The 19,068-nt window shown below is 66.1% G+C and carries 16 protein-coding genes and 1 riboswitch; of the genes, 11 read left to right on the plus strand and 5 right to left on the minus strand.

What is annotated here, in order from left to right:
* Nucleotides 1-97 precede the first annotated feature (97 nt).
* The 3 genes from tatC (at nucleotide 98) to E4P29_RS14970 (ending at nucleotide 4,981) form a co-directional block, all read left to right on the plus strand.
* A complete protein-coding gene (tatC, locus tag E4P29_RS14960; protein ID WP_135045824.1) occupies nucleotides 98-1,069 on the plus strand; it encodes a twin-arginine translocase subunit TatC in 972 nt (323 codons plus the stop codon).
* A 27-nt stretch (nucleotides 1,070-1,096) separates the two neighbouring features.
* Nucleotides 1,097-3,871 carry a DEAD/DEAH box helicase gene (locus tag E4P29_RS14965; protein ID WP_135045826.1) on the plus strand — a complete coding sequence of 925 codons (2,775 nt, stop codon included), beginning with the start codon at nucleotides 1,097-1,099 and terminating at the stop codon, nucleotides 3,869-3,871.
* A gap of 108 nt (nucleotides 3,872-3,979) precedes the next feature.
* Nucleotides 3,980-4,981, plus strand: a complete 1,002-nt coding sequence (locus E4P29_RS14970; protein WP_135045828.1) for a DUF4333 domain-containing protein — start codon at nucleotides 3,980-3,982, stop codon at nucleotides 4,979-4,981.
* A gap of 6 nt (nucleotides 4,982-4,987) precedes the next feature.
* Here the strand turns inward: E4P29_RS14970 and E4P29_RS14975 are convergent, their stop codons facing one another.
* On the minus strand, nucleotides 4,988-5,965 hold the full coding sequence (locus E4P29_RS14975) for a 5'-3' exonuclease (RefSeq protein WP_135045930.1): 978 nt from the start codon (nucleotides 5,963-5,965) through the stop codon (nucleotides 4,988-4,990).
* 27 nt (nucleotides 5,966-5,992) lie between these two features.
* Here E4P29_RS14975 and E4P29_RS14980 point away from each other — a divergent pair, with 27 nt between their 5' ends.
* A complete protein-coding gene (locus tag E4P29_RS14980) occupies nucleotides 5,993-7,123 on the plus strand; it encodes a Xaa-Pro peptidase family protein (RefSeq protein WP_135045830.1) in 1,131 nt (376 codons plus the stop codon).
* Nucleotides 7,120-7,707, plus strand: a complete 588-nt coding sequence (locus E4P29_RS14985) for a nucleotidyltransferase family protein (protein ID WP_245154335.1) — start codon at nucleotides 7,120-7,122, stop codon at nucleotides 7,705-7,707. Before E4P29_RS14980 ends, E4P29_RS14985 begins: the two co-directional genes overlap by 4 nt.
* On the opposite strand, the gene E4P29_RS14990 is transcribed toward E4P29_RS14985, so the two are convergent.
* Nucleotides 7,704-8,117, minus strand: a complete 414-nt coding sequence (locus tag E4P29_RS14990) for a TIGR03618 family F420-dependent PPOX class oxidoreductase (RefSeq protein ID WP_135045834.1) — start codon at nucleotides 8,115-8,117, stop codon at nucleotides 7,704-7,706. The two genes, E4P29_RS14985 and E4P29_RS14990, sit on opposite strands and share 4 nt — an antisense overlap.
* 64 nt (nucleotides 8,118-8,181) lie before the next feature.
* Between E4P29_RS14990 and E4P29_RS14995 the strand changes: the two genes are divergently transcribed.
* The 3 genes from E4P29_RS14995 to E4P29_RS15005 are packed head-to-tail and all read left to right on the plus strand — an operon-like array spanning nucleotide 8,182 to nucleotide 10,948.
* Entirely contained in the window at nucleotides 8,182-8,940 is a 759-nt protein-coding gene (locus tag E4P29_RS14995; protein ID WP_135045836.1) for an SDR family NAD(P)-dependent oxidoreductase, read from the plus strand.
* Nucleotides 8,913-10,205 (plus strand): precorrin-6y C5,15-methyltransferase (decarboxylating) subunit CbiE, encoded by a 1,293-nt coding sequence (gene cbiE, locus E4P29_RS15000; RefSeq protein ID WP_245154336.1) that lies wholly within the window; start codon nucleotides 8,913-8,915, stop codon nucleotides 10,203-10,205. The genes E4P29_RS14995 and cbiE overlap by 28 nt, the downstream gene beginning before the upstream one ends.
* Nucleotides 10,202-10,948 carry a cobalt-precorrin-6A reductase gene (locus E4P29_RS15005; protein ID WP_135045837.1) on the plus strand — a complete coding sequence of 249 codons (747 nt, stop codon included), beginning with the start codon at nucleotides 10,202-10,204 and terminating at the stop codon, nucleotides 10,946-10,948. Before cbiE ends, E4P29_RS15005 begins: the two co-directional genes overlap by 4 nt.
* Here the strand turns inward: E4P29_RS15005 and E4P29_RS15010 are convergent.
* Genes E4P29_RS15010 through cobG form a run of 3 tightly spaced genes read right to left on the minus strand, consistent with a single transcriptional unit; the run spans nucleotide 10,931 to nucleotide 14,232 of the window.
* Entirely contained in the window at nucleotides 10,931-12,424 is a 1,494-nt protein-coding gene (locus E4P29_RS15010; protein ID WP_135045840.1) for a precorrin-2 C(20)-methyltransferase, read from the minus strand. The two genes, E4P29_RS15005 and E4P29_RS15010, sit on opposite strands and share 18 nt — an antisense overlap.
* Nucleotides 12,421-13,047: a precorrin-8X methylmutase gene (locus E4P29_RS15015; protein ID WP_135045842.1), complete on the minus strand. Its 627-nt coding sequence runs from the start codon at nucleotides 13,045-13,047 to the stop codon at nucleotides 12,421-12,423. The genes E4P29_RS15010 and E4P29_RS15015 overlap by 4 nt, the downstream gene beginning before the upstream one ends.
* Before the next feature lie 54 nt (nucleotides 13,048-13,101).
* The gene (gene cobG / locus E4P29_RS15020) at nucleotides 13,102-14,232 is read right to left on the minus strand and encodes a precorrin-3B synthase (protein WP_135045844.1); all 1,131 of its coding nucleotides are present in this window, start codon (nucleotides 14,230-14,232) and stop codon (nucleotides 13,102-13,104) included.
* An 82-nt stretch (nucleotides 14,233-14,314) separates the two neighbouring features.
* A riboswitch (cobalamin riboswitch) is annotated at nucleotides 14,315-14,446 on the plus strand.
* A 67-nt stretch (nucleotides 14,447-14,513) separates the two neighbouring features.
* Here cobG and cobN point away from each other — a divergent pair.
* The 3 genes from cobN (at nucleotide 14,514) to E4P29_RS15035 (ending at nucleotide 19,031) form a co-directional block, all read left to right on the plus strand.
* The gene (gene cobN / locus E4P29_RS15025) at nucleotides 14,514-18,140 is read left to right on the plus strand and encodes a cobaltochelatase subunit CobN (RefSeq protein ID WP_135045846.1); all 3,627 of its coding nucleotides are present in this window, start codon (nucleotides 14,514-14,516) and stop codon (nucleotides 18,138-18,140) included.
* Nucleotides 18,137-18,517 carry a PPOX class F420-dependent oxidoreductase gene (locus tag E4P29_RS15030; protein ID WP_027497107.1) on the plus strand — a complete coding sequence of 127 codons (381 nt, stop codon included), beginning with the start codon at nucleotides 18,137-18,139 and terminating at the stop codon, nucleotides 18,515-18,517. Before cobN ends, E4P29_RS15030 begins: the two co-directional genes overlap by 4 nt.
* A gap of 88 nt (nucleotides 18,518-18,605) precedes the next feature.
* Complete coding sequence (locus tag E4P29_RS15035) at nucleotides 18,606-19,031, plus strand: VOC family protein (RefSeq protein ID WP_027497108.1); 426 nt, start codon at nucleotides 18,606-18,608, stop codon at nucleotides 19,029-19,031.
* Nucleotides 19,032-19,068: the final 37 nt, after the last annotated feature.

The following is a 19,068-nucleotide window of genomic DNA, read 5'->3' on the forward strand; positions in this document are numbered from 1 at the left end:
AGCACACCTGCGGTGCCGCGTCGGCACCGCAGGTTCACTGCTGTCGGTGACGGCCTCGTGCCGCCTGCCGACCTAAGAAGGCTGACCGTAGAACACCATGCGCATTCCGTTCGATCCACGGCGCAGTAAGCGTCGAGTCAATCCCGACGGCACGATGTCGTTGGTCGATCACCTGTACGAGCTGCGAACCCGGCTGCTCTGGTCGCTGCTGGCCATCGCGGTGACCACTGCATTCGGATTCTTCTGGTACTCACACTCGATCTTCGGCGTCGAAAGCCTCGGCGATCTGCTGCGAGGCCCGTACTGCACGTTGGACCCGAGCCTACGTGCGGATCTGAGTAACGACGATCAGTGCCGCCTGCTCGCCACCGGCCCGTTCGACCAGTTCCTGTTGCGCTTCAAGGTGGCCTTCACCGCAGGCGTCGTCCTTGCCTGCCCCATCTGGCTGTACCAGATCTGGGCATTCATCACTCCCGGCCTGTACGCCAACGAACGCCGTTATGCTGTCTCCTTCGTCACCGGTGCAGCTGCGCTGTTCGTGACGGGAGCGATTCTGGCGTATTTCGTCGTCGCCAAGGGCTTGCATTTTCTGCTGTCGATCGGTGACAACGTCCAGATCACGGCATTGAGCGGCGATCAGTACTTCGGCTTCCTGATCAACCTTCTGATCATCTTCGGTGTCAGCTTCGAAATACCGTTGCTGGTCGTCGGGTTGAACTTCGTCGGTGTTCTCACCTACGAGCGCCTGAAGGCGTGGCGACGCGGGCTGATTTTCGGACTGTTCGTGTTCGCCGCGATCGCAACGCCCGGACAAGACCCCTTCTCGATGCTGGCCCTGGCGCTGGCTCTGACGGTGCTCTTCGAGATGGCAGTGCAGATTGCGCGGATTCACGACAAGCGTAAGTTGCGCAAGAGAAGAGACGAATGGGGTGATGTGTCAGATGACGAAGCAACACGCATCGAAGGCGCGAGTTCTATCCAGGCCCCACACGCTGTCGCTCCGACACCGCCGGTGGGCGATATCGGCATTGCGTCCCGAACACAGGCCCGGTACGACGACACGATCTGATGTAGGTCCCAGCGTCTGGGCGCGACCATGAGCGAGGCTGTTGTCGACACCCAGTCCAGGCCAGAACCCACTGAACTGCAACGATTTTCCGCGGAGCTGAGTTTCCCGCTGGACCGCTTCCAGGTGGATGCATGCACTGCGTTGGAGAACGGTCACGGTGTGTTGGTCTGCGCCCCGACCGGCGCAGGCAAGACGGTGATCGGCGAATTCGCGGTGCACCTGGCCCTCGCGGCCGGTCGCAAATGCTTCTACACCACCCCCATCAAGGCGCTGAGCAACCAGAAGTTCGCCGAGTTGACTGCGCGATACGGGCGCGACACGGTCGGTCTGTTGACCGGAGATTCGTCCATCAACCCGGATGCACCCATCGTCATCATGACGACCGAGGTGCTGCGCAACATGCTCTACGCCTCCTCCGACGCGTTACGCGGACTCTCGCACGTGGTGATGGACGAGGTGCACTACCTCGCCGATCGGTTCCGAGGTGCGGTCTGGGAAGAAGTGATCCTGCATCTCTCGGACGACGTGCGTCTGGTGAGCCTGTCCGCAACGGTCAGCAATGCCGAGGAGTTCGGCGCGTGGATGAGTACCGTTCGCGGCGATACGTCGGTGGTCGTGGACGAGAACCGTCCTGTTCCGCTCTCCCAGCACATCATGGTGGGACGTCGGTTGTTCGATCTTTTCGACACCCGAGCTCAGTCACCGGACGGCCACCAGAAGGTCGTCGTGGACCGAGAACTGGTGCGTCACGTCAAACAGCGTCAGTCGTTGGACTCGATGGATCGATGGCACGCGCCGCACAGTCGAGGACGCGGAGGTCGAAGCGGGGGCGGCGGCCGCGGCGGACACCAGGGCGGGGGAGGTGCCAACCGTCCGCTGGCTCGTCCCGACGTGATCGCCAAGCTCGACGAGGAAGGTCTGCTCCCGGCCATCACGTTCATCTTCAGTCGAGCAGGGTGCGACGGGGCCCTGACTCAGTGCATGCGTTCGCGCCTGGTTCTGACGACACCGGAGCAGGCCGAGGAGATCAGGTACATCGTCGAGAAGCACACGTCCGAACTCCCTCGCGAGGATCTGGAGGTGCTCGGCTTCTGGGAGTGGCGAGATGCGCTCGAACGGGGGTTCGCCGCGCACCACGCCGGAATGCTGCCGGTCTTCCGCCACACCGTGGAGGAGTTGTTCGTCAAGGGATTGGTCAGAGCGGTGTTCGCCACCGAAACTCTGGCTCTCGGGATCAACATGCCTGCCCGAACCGTGGTGCTCGAGAAGCTGGTCAAGTTCAACGGTGAGACGCACGCGGAGTTGACACCGGGGGAGTACACCCAGTTGACCGGCCGGGCCGGGCGACGCGGCATCGACGTCGAGGGGCACGCGGTCGTGCTGTGGCAGCCCGGTACCGAACCGACCGAGGTGGCCGGGCTCGCGTCGACGCGAACGTTTCCCCTCCGTAGCTCCTTCGCGCCCGCGTACAACATGTCCATCAATTTGATCGAACAGTTCGGGGCGACGGATTCGCGCCAGTTGCTCGAACGGTCGTTCGCGCAGTTCCAGGCCGACCGGTCCGTCGTCGGCATGGTCCGCGGTATCGAGAAGAACATGAAGACGTTGGAGACGCTCGGCGCAACGCTCGGTGGCCCCGATGGGGAGTACTTCGAGTATGCGCGACTGCGCGAGCGTCTGAAGGATCGAGAGAAGACCCTCGAGCGTCAGAACAGGTCCGATCGGCGGGACAAAGCCGTCGACTCGTTGCGCGCGTTGCGCCGCGGCGACGTGATCTCGGTGCCGTCCGGGCGGCGCAGCGGACTGGCAGTCGTACTCGAACCGGACGACGATCGCGGCGATCCGCGGCCGCTGGTGCTGACCGAGGACAAATGGGCCGGTCGCCTGTCCGCCGCCGATTTCCCCACGCCTGCAACGCCTCTCGGCTCGATGCGATTGCCACGGTTCGTCGATCACCGCACCGCCAAGACCCGTCGGGATCTGGCGGCGGCGCTGATCACCCGCGGTATATCCCAGCCTTCGGATCGTGTGGGACGAAAGTCGACTGCCGCCGACGACAAGGAGTTGGCAACCTTGCGGCGGGCCATCCGCTCGCATCCGGTGCACAGCCGGCCGGATCGTGAGGAACTCTCGCGAACCGGTGAGCGCTACAACCGGCTGGCGCGGGAGACCGAGTCGATGCGGCAGAAGGTGTCGGCCACCACGAACTCGCTGGCCCGAACGTTCGACCGCATTCTGGCCCTGCTGGCGGACCGCGGTTACGTGACCCCAGGCAAGGATCCGAAGGTGACCGACGACGGAGCGCGGTTGAGCCGGATCTACTCCGAATCAGATCTTCTGGTCGCGGAATGTCTCCGGGGTGGTCTGTGGCAGGGGCTGTCGGCTGCGGAGTTGGCGGCAGTGGTCTCGGCCGTGGTCTACGAGTCTCGCTCCGAAGGTGACATCACCCCGCACGGCCCAACCGGACCCATCAGGCACGCGTTGACCGAGACCGTGCGGGTGTGGCACGAGCTGCGGGCCGACGAGGTTCGGCACAAACTGCCACCGACCAGGGAGCCGGACATGGGCTTCGTCAAGGCGATCTACAAGTGGGCATCCGACCATTCGCTCGTCGACGCGCTGGTCGCGGCGGGCGACAACGGCAAGGCGCTGTCCGGCGGCGACTTCGTGCGATGGTGTCGGCAGGTCATCGACCTCCTCGACCAGGTGCGGCTCGCCGCTCCCGAACCCGAGCTGTCGCGAACCGCCGCCCGTGCCGTTGCCGCGCTGCGACAAGGAGTGGTGGCCGTCGATGCTGCGTGACCGGCGCTGCGTGACGGGCCGAAACCGGACTGCTGGGTCGGTACGGCGGACGCAGCGACAAGCGGGATACTGTACCCCCGACGGATTCGAGATTTCAGTGGAGGCGAGATGAGCGGCCCATACGGTCCGACCGACCCCGACAACAGTTGGTCACGCACGCCGGACCAGGACGGTGCCGCGAAGGACGCACCGGAAGCATCCACCGGCGACGCAGCGTCGACGTCCGAATCGCAGACTCCGACTCCGTCGGCGTGGGGACAGTACGCGCCGCCCACCGGCGGCTCGACCACGCAGTACGGCGAACCTTCCGGAGGCGCGTACGGCCCGTCTCCACAGGGGCAATCTGCGCAGGGCCAGTATCCGCAGGGCGGGTATCCCCAGGGGCAATACCCCCAGGGCGCGTATCCGGCCGGGCCCTACCCGCAGCAGGTTCAGGGTCCGCAGGGGCAGTACCCGCAGGGCTACAACCCGCAGAATCCCACCGCGCAGAATCCCACCGCGCAGAATCCGACCGCGCAATACCCGGCGGGACAGCCGTACGGGGCACCGTATCCGGGGCCCGGACAGCAGCCTGCCGGTGACGCCGCCTACCAGAATCCCTACGCACCACAACAATTCGGTGCCAGCGGGCAGTTCGGTGCCGGCCAGTACGGCCAACAGCCTCCCTTCGCGGGCGCGCAGAATCCGAACCAGCAGTATCCCGGTCAGCCGTATCCCGGACAGCAGTATCCGGGCCAGTACCCCGGCCAGTACTCCGGGCAGTACCCGGGCCAGCAGCCAGGCCCCGGTCGCAGTGGCGCACAGTCCAAGAAGCCACTGATCATCGCGGGCTCCGTCATCGCCGTCGTGGCCGTGGTCGCGGCAGTGCTGTACTTCGCGTTCGGGCGCACGACCACCCTCGATACGACAGCCGCTCAGGACGGTATCCGCACGGTGTTGACCGAGTCCTACGGTGCCACGAACGTCTCGGGAGTGTCGTGCCCGCAGAACATCGAAGTCAAGAAGGGTGCCAGCGTCGATTGCACTCTGACGGTCGACGGGGCGTTCAAGAAGGTGACGTTGACCTTCCTCAACGACGACGCCGACTACGAGGTCTCGCTCCCGAAATAGACCCGGTCAATTCCGCGACGCCGTGGCCGCCATCGCCGAGACGAGGCGGTCCACGGCGTTTCGGATTCCCAGGGTCTCCGCGAGCCGGTCGAGTGCCGCGAGATCTGCCGGTTCGGCCGGAATCTCGTCCGACCTCGACAGGACGACGTCGGCATCGGTGACGACCCGCACCACCGGGAGTGCCGCATCGAGGTAGTCGCCGGCGTTGGCCAGCTTCGCCCGAATCCCCTTGGCCATGTCCGACTCCGGATCGAGTGCCGCTGCACGCAGGGCCGCGACGGACTCGTACTGCAGCATGAGTGTGGAGGCCGTCTTCTCGCCGACACCCTTGACACCCGGTAACCCGTCCGACGCATCGCCACGCAGAAGCGCCAACTCCGCGTAGGCCGCTCCCGCGCGGTGCAACGGGACGCCGTACCGCTCGGCCACCTCGGCCGGGCCGAAGAGTTCGGCCTTGGCCAAGCCACGACCCACGTACAGCACCCGTACCTCGTTCGGTTCGTCCGCCGCCACCTGCAACAGATCTCGGTCGCCGCTGACCACGACGACGGGATCGCGTCGTTCCTGTGCAGCCAAGGTTCCGAGCACGTCGTCGGCCTCGAGACCGTCGGCCCCCGCGGTGGCAATTCCCAACGCCGCCAGGACGTCCATGATCATGTCCACCTGTGGCGTCAGGGTCTCGGGAACCTCTTCGCTCTCGGCCACATCCGGCGCGGCGTCGGCAACCCGGTGAGCCTTGTACGAGGGAACGAGGTCCACTCGGAACTGTGGACGCCAGTCGAGGTCGAGGCACACAGCCAATCGGCTCGGTTCGGTTCGCGTGATCAGGGCCGAGATCATGTCGAGGAAACCTCGCACAGCATTGACGGGACGGCCGTCGGGCGCCGTAATCGACTCGGGCAGAGCGTAGTAAGCCCTGAACCACAGGCTCGCGCCGTCGAGGAGCAGCAACGGCGACTTTCCGGGGGTGGTCATGGGGCTCATCTTGCCGTACGGCATTAGCCTGAAGGTATGAGTGTCGATTCTTCTCGTTTTCCCAGCGATGTCTACGCCTCCAGGCTCGCGCGCGCAGCCCGCCTGACGTCGGACGCAGGCTTGGACGCCTTACTGATCACTCCGGGCCCGGATCTGCAGTATCTGATCGGGTCCACGGCCAGCTCGTTCGAGCGCCTCATCGCGTTGGTGGTGCCGGCCGACGGCAGCACTCCCAGCATCGTCGTGCCGCGGCTCGAGCTCGCCGCGCTGGGTGACTCCGCCGCCGAGGACCTGTCACTGACGCTCGTCGATTGGGTGGACGGCGTCGATCCGTACGCGCTCGTGGCTGCGGCCGTACCGGCCGGCAACAAGACCGCTGTCGCCGACGCAATGCCCGCCTTGCACTTCGTGCCGCTGGCAACGATTTTCGGGACCGTGCCGGTGCTGGCGACAGACGTTCTGCGACAGCTGCGGATGATCAAGGACGACGCCGAGATCGATGCTCTGCGTCGAGCCGGTCATGCCATCGACCGGGTTCACGCCCGGATGGGCGAGTGGCTCCGAGTGGGCCGAACCGAAGCCGAGATCGCGGCAGACATCGCGACGGCGATCGTCGAGGAAGGCCACACCGCACCGGAATTCATCATCGTCGGCTCCGGTCCGCATGGTGCCGATCCGCACCACGAGGTCTCCGATCGCGTCGTCGAGGCCGGCGACGTGGTCGTCGTCGACATCGGTGGACCCGTTGCGCCGGGATACAACTCGGACTCCACTCGCACCTACAGTCTCGGCGAGCCTTCGGCTGAGGTCGCTGCCCGGTACGCGGTGCTCGAGCGAGCCCAGAAGGCGGCAGTCGACGCCGTGTCGCCTGGGGTGAGCGCGGAGTCCATCGACGCGGCGGCACGCGAGGTGTTGGTCGAAGCCGGTCTGGGAGAGGCGTTCCTGCACCGCACCGGACACGGTATCGGCCTGTCGGTGCACGAGGAGCCGTACATCGTGGCGGGCAACGACATCACTCTCACCGAGGGAATGGCGTTCAGCATCGAACCCGGCATCTATTTTCGTGGGCAGTGGGGTGCCAGGATCGAGGACATCGTCGTCGTGACGGCGGACGGATGCGAATCGGTCAATCTTCGTCCTCACGGACTGGCCGTGCTGCCGGTGTGAACGATAGCCGTGAGGCCGAGTTCGTCTCCGTAGTCAGGGCGAATCCGATTGTGGCCGAAGTGCTTCGGCGTGCGCCGCGGCTCGGGCTCCCGGGTTGGTACCTGACGGCGGGCGGTCTGTTCCAAACCGTGTGGAACCACGTCGCGGACCGATATGCCGGAGCCGGAATTCGCGACTACGACTTCTTCTACTTCGACGACACGGATCTGTCGTACGCCGCCGAGAACGACGTGATCGAGACCGCGGCCGATATGTTCGCCGACCTCGGGGTCGACGTCGAAGTGCGCAATCAAGCGCGTGTACACCTGTGGTACGAGCAGCATTTCGGAGCAACGTTGGCTCCGTACCGAAGCTCCGAGGATGCCATCGACCACTTCGTATCGACCACGTGCTGTTTCGGGATCACCGTGGACTCCCACGGTATGGACCGCGTCTATGCCCCACACGGCTTCGACGACCTGTTCGCAGGGATCGTCCGGCCGAATCCGCGATTACCGATGCGGCACGTCTACGAAGCGAAAGCCGCGCGGTGGACCACCGAATGGCCGAACCTGACCGTTCTACCCTGGCCGACGGACGACTAGCGTCGCAGCAGCGAGCGGCTGCCCAGTACCCGCCGCACCGCTATCTCGACGACGACGCGAGTCGGATTCTCCCGCGGCACTCGATAGCGTCGGGAATATCGGTTCTCCGCATCGGCGACCGACTCGTGGTCGTCACGAACGGTGGCAGGGCCCTCCAACGTCAGCCAGCGAGCACCGTCGATCTGGGTGACGGCGGCGTAGGCACCGCGGCCGGCGTTGATCGCCTTCTGCGACACGTTGTTGGTGATGACACGGGCGACGTGCGCGTCCGCGTCGTAGGTGAACCCGACGGCGACGACATGGGGCGTGCCGTCCGGACGCAACGTCGTCAGCGTGGCGAGGTGCCGTTCGGTGAGGAATTCGATCGCCTCGTCGGTGAGGGCAGTCGCGTCAGCGGGGGTAGCGGCCATGACTCGACTGTAGTGACGTGCCCCGACTGCCACGAGCGGGGCTCGATCGGAGAGACTGTTCGGCGTGAGCAGACGATCTGAACCCGCCTCGGGAACGTTGTTGTTGCTCGGCGGCCGAAGCGAGATCGGTCTCGAGGTCGCCACTCGGCTGGCACCGGGACGAACCGTCGTACTGGCCGCTCGGCGCAGTTCCGACCTGGCGACGCACAGGTCACTCGTGCTGCAGGCAGGCGCGACGACCGTCGATGCGGTGGAGTTCGACGCGAACGCCATGGACACCCACGAGGAATGCCTGCGCTCCGTCGTGGAACGGCACGGACCCATCGGAATCGTGGTGTTGGCGTTCGGGATTCTGGGAGATCAGAGCCGCGCCGAGGACGACGCGGCGCATGCGCTGGAGGTGATCACGACCGACTTCCTGGCCCAGGTTTCCGTCCTCACCCACGCCGCGAAGGTACTGCGGGCGCAGAAGAGCGGCGATCTGGTGGTCTTTTCCTCCGTCGCGGGTGTCCGGGTCAGGCGGGCCAACTACGTCTACGGCTCGGCCAAAGCGGGTCTGGACGGCTTCGCCAGCGGACTGAGCGATTCCCTGCACGGCAGCGGCGTTCATCTGTTGCTCGCGCGCCCAGGGTTCGTCATCGGTTCCATGACCGAGGGCATGGACCCGGCACCGATGTCCAGCACACCCGATCAGGTGGCTGCCGCGGTGGTGGCTGCGCTGCGCAGCCGGAAGTCGACGGTGTGGATCCCCGGCACTCTTCGCCCGGTGTTCTTCGCGATGCGACTGCTTCCGCAATGGCTGTGGCGCAGGATGCCGCGCTGATGGCGGAGCCCAGCCCTCACCCCATCGCCGTGGTGGGAATCGGCGCAGACGGTTGGGACGGACTGTCTGCTGTCGCACGTGTCGTGGTCGAGCAGGCCGATGTCGTCTTCGGGTCGGCGAGGCAGCTTGCCGGCGTGGGGGACAGGTGCGCCGACGCTCGTGCGTGGCCCAGTCCGTTGCTGCCGAGCCTGCGGCCGATGATCGACTCCTGTGACGGCCGGACCGTGTGTGTGCTGGCCAGTGGCGACCCGATGTTTCACGGTATCGGTGTGAGCCTGGCTCGCGAATTCGGCGCCGAACGATTGAGGGTGTATCCCGCACCGTCGTCGGTTTCGCTCGCCTGCGCCCGTCTGGGCTGGTCGCTCGCGCACACCACGACGGTGTCGTTGGTGAACAGCCCGGTCGAGACCGTCCTCCCGGAACTCGGCCACGGTCGTCGACTTCTCGTGCTGAGCCGAGGCAGCTCGACACCGGGTGACGTGTGTGCCCTGTTGCGTGACAACGGTTTCGGTGCCAGTACGGTGAGTGTGCTCGAACAACTCGGCGGCCCGGCCGAACGCGTCGCCCGGGGGACGGCAACGGACTCGACGTTCGCCGATGCCGACCCGCTGAACGTCGTCGCGCTCGAATGCGTTCGAGATCGCGGTGCCACCAGACTCACTCGCGTTCCGGGCCTGCCCGATTCGCAGTACACCGGCGACGGTCAGATGACCAAGCAGGAAGTGCGCGCACTGACGCTGTGTGCGTTGGCGCCCGGACCCGGCGAGGTCCTGTGGGACGTCGGCGGGGGCTCGGGGACGATCGCCATCGAATGGATGCGCACCGATCCATCCTGTCGCGCAGTGACATTCGAGTCGTCCGCGGACCGTCGACACCAGATCACGACCAACGCACAACGGCTCGGGGTGCCCGGGTTGGCAGTGCTCGGCACCGCGCCCGGAGCTTTCGACGAGGTCCCCGGCAGTGCAGGCGTTCCGGACGCGGTGTTCGTCGGCGGCGGGGCGACCGAGCCGGGCATGATCGAGCGGTGCTGGGCGGCCGTGCGTCCCGGTGGCCGATTGGTCGCCAATTCGGTGACCGCAGAATCGGATTCACTGCTGCTCTCGGCAGCGGCACGATACGGCGGCAGGCTGCGCCGGTTCCAGATCTACCGGGGTGAGCCGTTGGGGTCCTTCACCACCTGGCGACCACAACTGCCGGTCACCCAGTGGTGCGTGACGAAACCATCGGGTGCGCCCGACGGGGCGGATGCGGACGAGCAGTGAAGGTCCTACTCCTGGGCGGCACGTCCGAATCCAGGCAACTCGCCGTCGCCGTGGCCGGCGTGCCCGGGATCGAGTTGATCACCTCGCTGGCCGGGCGCGTCGCCGAGCCGGCACCGGTGTCGGGCCATACCAGGATCGGCGGTTTCGGCGGTGCCGACGCATTGGCACAGTGGATTCGAGACAACGCCGTCGACGCACTGGTCGACGCGACGCATCCGTTTGCCGCCACCATCACCGCGCATGCCGACTACGCCGCTCGGTCAACCGGTGTCGCTCATCTCGTGCTGACCCGGCCGCCGTGGATCGCGTCGACGGACGACCAGTGGACCACCGTGGCATCCCTACCCGAGGCGGCCGCATCGATAGAACCGGGTAGTCGGGTGTTCCTCACCATCGGCAGGCAAGGCGTGCACCATTTCGCCGGAGTCGCCGATGCGTGGTTCCTGATTCGTTCGATAGATCCACCGACCGGTGCCGTTCCCCCTCGCGCCACCGTCGAACTCGGCCGCGGACCGTTCGACCTCGCGCACGAGTCGGCGATACTGGCCGACAACCGGATAGACGTGCTGGTCACCAAGAACAGCGGCGGAAACATGACCCGCGCCAAGCTGGACGCGGCGCGATCGGCATCGATTCCCGTGCTGATGGTCTCGCGACCGACCGTCGACACCTCGGCATCGACGGTCGACGAGGTCGATGCCGCCGCTCGGTGGTTGATCGAACGCCTACGCGTCACTCCCTGACGGGTAGCGCCGCGACGTGAACACTCTCGGACCGCTTCCGGTCTCCACCACCGTCGTCATCGAGGAGCCGATGATGAGCAGGCACCGCATGTCGATCGACTCGGGATCGAGTTCGCCGAGGGTCACGGTGCGCACCGATTCCTGCGCACTGCCTACCGCGCGCCCGATCACCACCGGCGTCTCCGGTGAACGATGTTCGAGCAGAACATCTTTCATGGCCGCGACCTGCCAGGTGCGAGTCTTCGAAGCCGGGTTGTAGATCGCGATCGCCATGTCGGCTTCGGCCACTGCCGAGAGCCGTCGGGCCACCACGTCCCAGGGCTTGAGGCGATCGGAGAGGGAGATGACGGCGTAATCGTGCCCGAGCGGCGCGCCGACGCGGCTGGCCACAGCATTGGCTGCCGTCATTCCCGGCACCACCCGTACCGGTACCGAACTCCACTGCTGTTCGGCTGCAACCTCGATGACCGCTGTCGCCATCGCGAACACACCCGGATCACCCGAGGACACCACGGCGACGCGGCGACCCTGTTTGGCGAGGTCGAGGGCGAATGCCGCGCGCTCGGATTCGACCTTGTTGTCGCTCGCATGCCGAATCTGGCCGGGTCGCTGAGGAACTCGATCGATGTAGGTGATGTACCCGACCAGATCGGTCGCTGCCGCGAGTTCGGCTCGCACTTCGTCCGTCGTCCACACGTCGTCGCCCGGACCGAGACCGACCACGACCACTTCGCCCGTGCTGGTGGGAACTTCGGTTCGATTCGACGGACTCGGCACGACGATCATCGAGAAGTACGGCACGTTGTCCGCGTCGGCGGCATCGAGGACGCGTTGCTCGGCCGTGCTGGCCCGCTCGACGTACCGCGCTTCGTCCAGCCTGCCGGATCGTTCCAGTGCGTCGAGCACGGTCGGATAGGTTCGACCGAGTTTCATGATGACCGCGGCGTCGGTGCCGCGGAGTCGGCGAGTGAGTTCGTTCACGGGCAAGGTGCCGGGCAGGACGGTGAAAACCTCGTCGCGCTCCACCAGTGGAGTCGCCAGTGCGGCCGACGCAGCACTGACCGAGGTCACGCCGGGAACCACCTCGACCTCGAACCGGTGCGCCAGGCGTTTGTGCATGTGCATGTACGAGCTGTAGAACAGCGGATCGCCCTCGGCCAGAAGCACGACCGATCGTCCGGCGTCGAGATGAGCGGCGAGTCGCGCCGCAGCGGACTCGTAGAACTCGTCGATGGCCCCCTGGTATCCACCGGGATGAGCCGTCGCCTCCGTGGTCACCGGGTATACCAGGTGTTCCTCGAGCTGCCCGTCGCGCATGTAACCGGCCGCGAGGGCGCGCGAGATGCTGCGTCCGTGCCGAGCACTGTGGAAGGCGACGACGTCGGCCTCGCCGATCACGCGAGCGGCCTTGACGGTCAACAACTCCGGGTCGCCCGGGCCGACGCCCACACCCCACAACTTTCCGCTGGAGCTCATTCTTTTTCGCTCGCAATGGCATTGACCGCAGCGACGGTGATGGGGCTGCCGCCGCGTCTGCCTCGAACGACCAGATATTCCACGCCGAGGTCGGCGGCGATCAGATCTTCCTTGGACTCCGCCGCGCCGATGAATCCGACCGGGCCGCCGACGATGGCTGCCGGCTTCGGAGCTCCGGCCGCGAGCATTTCCATGAGGTGGAACAGGGCGGTCGGCGCATTTCCGATCGCGACGACGGCACCGCCCAGCTTGTCACCCCACAACTCCAGCGCGGCAGCGGTTCTCGTGGTGCCCATACTCCGAGCCAAGTCCGGTACCCGAGGATCGGACAGGGTGCACAGCACCTCGTTGTCGGCCGGAAGACGGCGACGAGTGATACCGGCGGCGACCATGTTGGCGTCGCACAACACGGGTGCCCCTGCGCGCAGAGCAGTTCGGGCGGACTCCACCACGTCGGGCGTGAAGCCGATCGTCTCGGTCAGGTCGATCTCACCGACAGCATGGATCATGCGCACGACGACCTGGGCGACATCCGGGGTGAACCGAGACAGATCCGCTTCGGCGCGGATGGTTGCGAAAGACTGGCGGTAGATCTCCGCGCCGTCGCGGATGTAGTCGTGCATGCGTGTCACGATAGGGGAGAGGGACCCCTCAGTCGGAAGCCGGTCTCAGGGTGCTCAGGACACCTGGTAGCCGATTCCTGTCGCGATCACGTCGGTCACCTCGCCTTTCGGACGGCCACATCGACGCTCGCACCCGGACCAATGCTGTCGCTCGTCCCGCGGCGTCATCCGTGCGTCGACCGCGGCCGCGAGGTCGGCTCGGACGTCGGCGAGGGACTTCTCGCAGCCGGGCGATCCGGTGCACGCACTGACTCGGATCCACGGTGATGCGGCGTCGAAGATCAGGCCCATGGGTGCGAGAACTCGAACGACCTGTTCGGCCGGTTCCTCGTCCAGATCACCCACGACCAGCGATCGCCATGGCGTCACGATCAGCGGACGGTCGACGGCCGCGAGGAATTCGGCCAACCGCGCGCCGAGGACGCCGTTGGCCAGCCCTGCGCCGAGCGCAACGTGGCCGTCGTCCTGATCCAGCCAGCCGATCGGCGGCACCTCGACCGGCGCGGGCATGGCCAGTACCGGTCCGGCCTGCAAGCCGAGCACGTCGACGATGCGCTCGGCACCGCCGTCCAGTTCCGCCAGTCGCCATTCCTTGTGGCGCAACCGGACGAAGGCATCCGCGCAGTCGAGCAGAGTCGAGACCACGTGCTGGCGGTCGACGCGTACACCGCTGTCGCGCCCTGCCAACAGCACTGCGAACGACCCGTCGGCCTGGGCGTACACCCCGAAGTCGGGTTCGAGTCCGCACAGATCCCCGCGGCCGTCGTCCAGGGCGAACAATGTCCGGCCGGGTAGTTCGGCGAGCTCGGGGCGAGCGCACACGGCAGCGTCGAGCTCACCGACGAGACTGCGGACGTCGGTGAGTCCGCCGACCCGGCCCGACAGCGGCGAGGCGAGGATGTTGCGCACGCGCTCGTGCGTCGGAGACGGCAGCAACCCGGCCGCGGCCAACCTGTTCGCGAGCTCGTCCGGGTCCGAGACCGCACGAACCTGGATGTTGCCCCTCGACGTGAGTTCGAGCGAGCCGTCACCGAGCTCGGCCGCGACCTCGGCCAGGACCTGCATCTGCTCCGGCAGCACGAGGCCGCCCGGGAGCCGGATTCTGGCCAACGGACCGTCCGCCGCGCGGTGCGTCGACAGAGCTCCGGGGCAGCCGTCGGGCACGGACCTACTGGGCGAACTCATGTTCACCAGGCTACAAGTGCGACGGGTGGCCCGATCTCGTCCCGGCACCGGTAGCATTCGATGTTCACGGCTCCGGCCGGGAGGAAACCGGTGAAACCCCGGTACGGTCGCGCCACCGTGACCGCCCTGTAGTTCGTCGAGAACAGCTCGTCGGGAATGGTTCTCGGGACCTGTTCTCGAGGATCGTGCCTTCGGGATGGGGCGGGAGTCGGACCCTCTCACCGACGAGCTCGGACGATTCACCGATCCAGGGGCGCGAAACCCCGAGGAGGGCGTTACCCGTGTTTCTGTTGCTGTCCACATCGGACACCGATCTGCTCAGTGCCCGCGCCAGTGGGGCCGATTTCACGTGGGGCAATCCGTCCCGCCTGCTGGCCGAGGACATCCCGTCGATGGCCGAATCGGCCGAGCTGATCATCGTGCGCATTCTCGGATCGCGCCGCTCGTGGGAGTCGGGAATCGACGCCGTCCTGGCCACCGGTTTGCCCGTGGTCGTGCTGGGCGGCGAGCAGGCCCCGGATGCGGATCTGATGGAGATCTCCACGGTGCCCGCCAACGTCGCCGCCCAAGCACACAACTATCTGGCCGAGGGCGGCTCGGGCAACCTTCGGCAGCTGTACAACTTTCTGTCCGACACAGTGCTGCTCACCGGTCACGGTTTCGATGCACCTCGACACCTGCCGACGTGGGGCCACCTCGAGCGGAACTCCGCCCAGCACTCCGAGGGCCCGACGGTGGCGATTCTGTACTACCGCGCTCAGCATCTCGCGGGAAATACCACCTACATCGATGCCCTCGCCGCCGCAGTCGAGAACGCCGGGGCGAACGCACTGCCGATCTACTGTGCGTCACTGCGCACGGCGGAAGCCGACTTGCTGGAGACGCTGAAGTCGGCGGATGCCTTGATCGTGACCGTGCTGGCTGCAGGCGGTACCAAACCCGCCGGCGCTTCGGCCGGCGGCGACGACGAAGCCTGGGATGTCGCCGAACTCGCCGCCCTCGACGTTCCCATCCTGCAGGGTCTGTGCCTGACGAGTTCCCGCGCGACGTGGTCCGAGAACGACGACGGACTCTCGCCCCTCGACGTGGCCACGCAGGTCGCTGTCCCGGAATTCGACGGCCGACTCATCACGGTTCCGTTCTCGTTCAAGGAGATCGACGACGACGGCCTCACCACGTACGTTCCGGACCACGAGCGAGCAGCACGCGTCGCCGGCATCGCCGTCCGCCATGCGCGGCTCCGACACATCCCGGCCGCCGACCGCCGAATCGCCTTGATGTTCTCGGCGTATCCCACCAAACATGCCCGCATCGGCAATGCCGTCGGCCTCGACACTCCCGCCAGCGCGATCGCGTTGATGTCGGACATGCGTGAGGCCGGCTACGACCTCGGACCGCTCGAGGGCCCGGATTCGGTGCCCGGTCTGGCGGCCCGAGACGGTGACGCACTGATCCACGCTTTGATCGCCCGTGGCGGTCAGGACCCCAACTGGCTCACCGACGCCCAGCTCGAGGGCAATCCTATTCGCATTTCGGCGGCCCGTTATCGAACCTGGTTCGAGCAGCTTCCCGACGACCTTCGCGAGGGTGTGATCGAACATTGGGGACCGGCACCGGGTGATCTCTACGTCGATCGTTCTGCCGATCCCGACGGTGAGATCGTCATCGCAGCAATGCAATTCGGCAATGTGGTCATCATGGTTCAACCGCCGCGCGGATTCGGTGAGAAGCCCGTCGCGATCTACCACGACCCGGATCTGCCGCCGAGCCATCATTATCTGGCCGCCTACCGGTGGATCTCCGCAGCCCGCGAGGACGGCGGTTTCGGGGCCGACGCGATGGTTCATCTCGGCAAGCACGGAAACCTGGAATGGCTCCCCGGCAAGACCCTCGGCATGTCCGCCTCCTGCGGCACCGACGCTGCACTGGGCGACTTGCCGCTGATCTATCCCTTCCTGGTCAACGATCCGGGGGAGGGCACACAGGCCAAACGGCGAGCCCACGCCACTCTCGTCGACCACCTCATACCCCCGATGGCGCGCGCGGAGAGCTACGGAGACATCTCGAGGCTCGAGCAGCTGCTCGACGAGCACGCGAATATCTCGGCGCTCGATCCAGCCAAGCTGCCCGCTATTCGTCAGCAGATCTGGACGCTCATGACCGCGGCTCAGATGCACAAGGACCTGGGGCTCGAGGAGCGCCCCGACGAGGAAGTTTTCGACGACATGCTGCTCAACGTCGACGGATGGCTGTGTGAGATCAAGGACGTGCAGATCCGCGACGGACTGCACATCCTGGGTCAGGAGCCCGTCGGCGACGCCGAGGTCGAGCTGGTGCTGGCGATGCTGCGCGCCCGGCAGATGTGGGGCGGCGAACAGACGGTCCCCGGACTTCGCGAAGCTCTCGGCCTCAGCGAGGACGGCGACGAGGAACGCACGCGTGTCGACAGCATCGAGGCCGTGGCGCACGGGCTGGTCGCGGCCATGCAGGCCACGCAGTGGAATCCGGACGAGGCCGAGCGCGTCGCGGGCGAACACGGCGACGTGGTCGCAGAGATCTTGAAGTTCGCAGCCGCCGAGGTGGTTCCGCGTCTACGCGGAACTTCCCGCGAGATCGAGCAGGTGTTGCACGCTCTCGACGGCGGGTTCATCGCGGCGGGCCCGAGCGGTTCGCCGCTGCGCGGCCTGATCAACGTGCTTCCCACCGGCCGCAACTTCTACTCGGTGGACCCGAAGGCCGTGCCGTCGAAACTGGCGTGGGAGACCGGTCAGGCCATGGCAGAATCCCTGCTCGCACGCTACCGCCAGGATCACGGCGAGTGGCCGAAATCGGTCGGTCTCTCGGTGTGGGGCACCTCGGCCATGCGCACCTCGGGCGACGACATCGCCGAGGTGTTCGCTCTGCTCGGAGTCTCCCCGGTGTGGGACGAGGCCTCGCGCCGGGTGACGCGCCTCGAGGTGATCGACCTCGACGAGCTCGGCCGCCCTCGCATCGATGTGACGGTACGGATCAGCGGCTTCTTCCGTGACGCGTTCCCGCACGTGCTCGCCCTTCTCGACGACGCGGTTCGGATGGTTGCCGCATTGGACGAGGAGCCCGAGCAGAACTACGTCCGTGCACATGCGCAGGCCGATCTGGCCGAACACGGTGACGAGCGACGTTCCACGACAAGGATTTTCGGATCCAAGCCGGGAACGTACGGTGCCGGGTTGCTTCAGCTGATCGACAGCAAGACGTGGCGCAGCGACGACGATCTCGCTCAGGTGTACACCACCTGGGGCGGCTTCGCCTACGGCCGCGGACTCGACGGAGTACCCGCGTCTGACGACATGCGCACCGCGTACAAGCGTATTGCCGTGGCCGCCAAGAACACCGATACCCGTGAGCACGACATCGCAGATTCCGACGACTACTTCCAGTACCACGGCGGCATGGTCGCGACCGTTCGCGCGCTGACCGGAAAGTCGCCCGAGGCGTACATCGGCGACAGCACGCGTCCGGAATCGGTACGCACGCGCACACTGTCGGAGGAAACCGCGCGAGTGTTCCGCGCCCGCGTGGTGAACCCCAAGTGGCTCGAGGCCATGCGCAGGCACGGCTACAAGGGCGCCTTCGAGATGGCGGCGACGGTGGACTACCTGTTCGGTTACGACGCCACCACGGATGTCGTGCAGGACTGGATGTACGAGAAGCTGGCCGAAACGTACGTGCTCGACGAGCAGAACCAGAAGTTCATGCAACAGTCCAATCCCTGGGCACTGCACGGTATTGCCGAACGACTGCTCGAGGCCGCGGAGCGCAAGATGTGGGCCGAGCCGGACAAGCAGGTTCTCGACGGCTTGCGCCAGGTGTACCTGGAAACCGAAGGAGAGCTCGAGGGGAGTAGCGACGTACCCTTCTCTGTATGACTGCCACCTTCGAGGACATTGCCAAGGGCAAGTACGTACTGCTGACGACGTTCAAGAAGGACGGCACCGCCGTACCGACCCCGCTCTGGGGTGCGCTCGACGGAGATCGGCTGCTCGTGTGGACGGTGTCGGATTCGTGGAAGGTCAAGCGCATTCGCCGCAACTCGAAGGTTCTGCTCGCGCCGTGCGACATGCGCGGCAAACCCCAGGGCGACGCAGTCGACGCGACAGCCGAGATCCTCGATGCAGCCGGCACCGAGAAAGCGCGCGCGGCGATAGTGTCGAAGTACGGCATCCTGGGCTGGCTCACCGTGAAGGGCAGCGTTCTTCGAAGGGGCAAGAGCGGCTCGGTCGGGCTCGCGATCACTCCCGCGTAACCGGTCTGCACGACGACACCATCGTTGGTATGCGCAGTTCCGAATGCTTCGTGAGGCGGCTTCCCCTGCTGCCGGAACGGAGCACCACGTGCCTATTGCAGTGACCGATTACAACCATGTCCGACTCACCGTCAGCGACATCGACCGATCCCGATCGTTCTACGACTCGGTGTTCGGCTTCGAGGTCGCCTACGCCTGGGATCCCGACGCGGACGAGGAGACCAAGAAAGCCCTGTGGTTCCTCTTCGGCGGCGTGATCTACAAGTTCGGCGGGGGTTTGCTCGGTCTGCGCCCGGTCGCGCCGAGCGACGACACCTTCGCCGAAGATCGTTGTGGGCTGGACCACCTCAGCTTCACCGTCGATACCCGTGCCGCGCTCGAGGATGCAGTCAAGACGCTCGATGAGCTCGGCATCGCGCACGAGGGCATCAAGGACGCAGGGCCCGGACTGTCCATCGTGGAGTTCCGCGACCCCGACAACATCGCTCTCGAGTTGTCCGGACCCGACAAGTAACGGTCGGACGCAGGGCCTGCGGGAACGACCCCGCAGA

The sequence above is a fragment of the Rhodococcus sp. 1R11 genome (genome assembly GCF_004563845.1).
Lineage (GTDB): Bacteria > Actinomycetota > Actinomycetes > Mycobacteriales > Mycobacteriaceae > Rhodococcoides.